Genomic DNA, 3,294 nt, shown 5'->3' with positions numbered 1-3,294 from the left:
GCACCGGACTCCCAGTCGACCTTCTCCGACCGCTCCTCCGCATGCAGCGTCGCCGGCAGCACCCCGTGCCGCATGGCCATCACCATCTTCATGACCCCGGCCACGCCGGAAGCGGCCTGGGCATGCCCGATGTTGGACTTGACCGACCCCAGCCACAGCGGCCGTTCGGCGGGGCGCCCCTGGCCGTAGGTCGCCAGCAGCGCGCCCGCCTCGATCGGGTCACCCAGCGTGGTACCCGTACCGTGCGCCTCCACCACCGCCACCTGCTCCGGCTTCAGTCGCGCATCGGCCAACGCCGCCCGGATCACCCGCTGTTGGGAGGGACCGTTGGGCGCGCTGAGGCCGTTGCTCGCGCCGTCCTGATTGATCGCGCTGCCCCGCACCACGGCCAGCACCGGATGCCCGTTGCGCCGCGCCTCCGACAGCCGCTCCAGCAAGAGCACACCGACGCCTTCACCGAGACCCATGCCGTCCGCGCGCTCGCCGAATGCCTTGCAACGGCCGTCCTGGGCCAGCCCCCGCTGGCGGCTGAAGCCGACCAGGCCGAGCGGATCGGCCATCACCGCCGTTCCTCCGACCATGGCCATCGAGCAGTCGCCCTGGCGAAGGGACTGGACGGCGAGGTGCAGGGCAACGAGCGACGACGAACACGCCGTGTCGACCGTGACGGCGGGGCCCTCCAGCCCGAGGGTGTACGAGACCCGACCGGAGATGACACTTGTCGACATGCCGGTCACCAGGTGCCCCTGAACGCCCTCCGGGACGTCCTGGTAGTTGATGCCCCAGCCCTGGTAGGCGGCACCGACGAAGAGACCGACCTTGCTGCCGTGCAGTGTGGAGGGGGCGATGCCGGCCCGTTCGAAGGCTTCCCACGAGGTCTCCAGCAGCAGCCGCTGCTGGGGGTCCATCGCGGTCGCCTCACGCGGAGATATACCGAAGAAGGCCGGGTCGAACCGGTCGGCGTCGTGCAGGAAACCGCCCTCGGTCGCGTAAATCTTTCCCTGGCGGTCGGGGTCCGGGTCGTAGAGGCCGTCCAGGTCCCAGCCACGGTTCGCGGGGAATGCGGAGATGGCGTCCTTGCGTTCTGCGACCAGATCCCACAATTCCTCGGGGGAGTCGGCGCCGGGGTAGCGGCAGCTCATGGCCACAATGCCGATCGGCTCTCGCGCCGACGCGGTGAGCTCTTGATTTGCCCGCCGCAGCCGCTCGGTCTCCTTCAGAGACTCACGCAGCGCTCCCACAATTTTGTCATCGGCGCTAGTCATCTTGTGCTCCGCTTTTCGAGTCTCTTCAGAGGTCATTGGTGTCGTACGCCATGCGGATCAGTCCGTCGACGTCCAGTTCGTCGATGGAATCCGTGGAATCGCCGCATGCCGCGGCGGAATCGGAGTCGGGAGATTCGGCAAGCTTGCGCAGTTCGCCGAGCAGGCCGGACTCCTGAAGTCGGAACAGCGGAACGGAATTCAGCAGCTGCCGGACTTCTGCTTCCTCCGGGTCCGCCGGGGCCGCGGGGCCCTGGTCGGGGAAGAGCGTGGCGCCGATGTGTTCGGCCAGAGCGCGGGCCCGGGGGTAGTCGAACACCACCGTGACGGGCAGGCGCAGCCCGGTCGCCGCGCTGAGGCGGTTGCGGAGGTCGACGGCGCTCAGCGAGTCGAATCCCAATTCCCGAAATGCCCGTGACTCATCGACGGCCGCCGGGCCGGGATATCCGAGCACCGAGGCGATCTGGGTGCACACCAACTCGGAGAGTGCGCGCTGCCGTTCCCCGGCGGACAGTCCGGTCAGTCGCAGGCGTACCGAGGAGTCGTCGTCGCCCGTCTCTGCCGGGGCGGCTTCGGTGGCCAGGATCCTGGCGACCTCGGGCACCTCACTCAGCAACGGGCTGGGGCGGGCCGAGGTGAAGACGGGGACGAACCGTTCCCAGTCGATGTCCGCGACCACCACCACGCTCTCGTCGCGGTCCATGACCTGCTGGAAGGCGTTGATGGCCAGCCGCGGCGGCATGAAGGGGATGCCGCGCCCGCGCAGCTGTTCCTCGGCCAGGTTGGCGGCCATGCCGCCGCCGTCCTCGGGGCTCCAGATACCCCAGACCACCGAGGTCCCGGCGAGGCCCCGGGCCCGCCGCTGTTCGGCGAGGCCGTCGAGGTAGGCGTTGGCCGCGGCGTACGCGCCGTGGTCGCCGCTTCCCCAGACCGCCGATATGGAGGAGAAGAGGACGAAGTCGTCCAGTGTCGACCGGTCGAAGACGGCGTCCAGGTTGGCCGCGCCGACGATTTTCGCGTGGGCCGTGTCGGAGAACTCCAGAAGGTCCGTGTCGGCGAGCGGCACGAGGACGCCCGCGCCGGCGATGTGCATCACCGTACGGATCCGCGGGCCGTCGGCCTCCACCTCGCGGACCAGCGCGGCCAGGGCGTCGCGGTCGGTCACGTCGCAGGCGGCAATGGTGACCCGGGCGCCGAGTGCGGTGAGTTCGGCCCTCAGCTGTTCCGCGCCGGGAGCCGCCGGCCCGCTGCGACTGGTGAGCACCAGGTGCTCGGCGCCACGGCCTGCCAGCCATCGGGCTATCTGGCCACCGATTCCGCCGGTGCCGCCGGTGATCAGGACGGCGCCGCGTGGTGCCCATGCCGGGACGAGGTCCGCCGCGGCCGGCGAGGACCGCACCAGTCGGCGCACGAGCAGGCGGTTGCCGCGTACGGCGAGCTGGTCCTCGTCGTCGAGCCCGTTCAGGGCCGCGCACAGCAGTGCGGCACCGCGCCGGTCGAGGCTGTCGGGGAGGTCGATCATGCCGCCCCAGCGCTGCGGGTGTTCGAGGGCGGCCACTCGCCCCAGGCCCCAGACGGCGGCCTGGGTGGGGCTGTCCAGCTGGTCGGTGCTGCCGGTGGCGACGGCGCTCCGGGTGGCGAGCCAGAGGGGGGCTTCGATACCGGCATCGCCCAGTGCCTGGATGAGGGTCAGGGTGAGTCCGAGGCCGGCCGGCAGGTCGGGGCATCCCGGGTGTGCGCCTTCGACCCCCGCCAGCAGGGACAGCACACCGACCGGGGCGTCACCCTCCAGGCTTTCCCGCAGGCGCGAGGCGAGAATTTCCCGTCCGGTGTCCGTCTCGTCGATTTCCAGGGTGTGGAAGGTCATGCCCTGTGCACGCAGCGCCTCGGCGACCTGACCCGCTTCCGGGCATCCGGCAGGCATCACCAGCAGCCAAGTGCCCGACACGACACCCGCCTTCACATCCGGCAACGACTTCCACGACACCCGATAACGCCAAGAATCCGCCACCACCTGATCACGACGACGACG

At 70.2% G+C, this 3,294-nt stretch carries 2 protein-coding genes; both read right to left on the bottom strand.

The features are described from left to right. Positions 1–1,265 (bottom strand): type I polyketide synthase (locus ACIRQ7_RS36440; RefSeq protein WP_404266804.1); only part of this gene is annotated, 1,265 nt, incomplete at its 3' end. 25 nt (positions 1,266–1,290) lie between these two features. Beyond that, on the bottom strand, positions 1,291–3,294 hold a 2,004-nt coding region (locus tag ACIRQ7_RS36435; protein ID WP_404266803.1), incomplete at its 5' end, for a beta-ketoacyl reductase.

Origin of the sequence: Streptomyces sp. NPDC101393, from assembly GCF_044767385.1 — a bacterium.
Lineage (GTDB): Bacteria > Actinomycetota > Actinomycetes > Streptomycetales > Streptomycetaceae > Streptomyces.
This window is presented reverse-complemented; position numbering and strand designations above follow the sequence as displayed.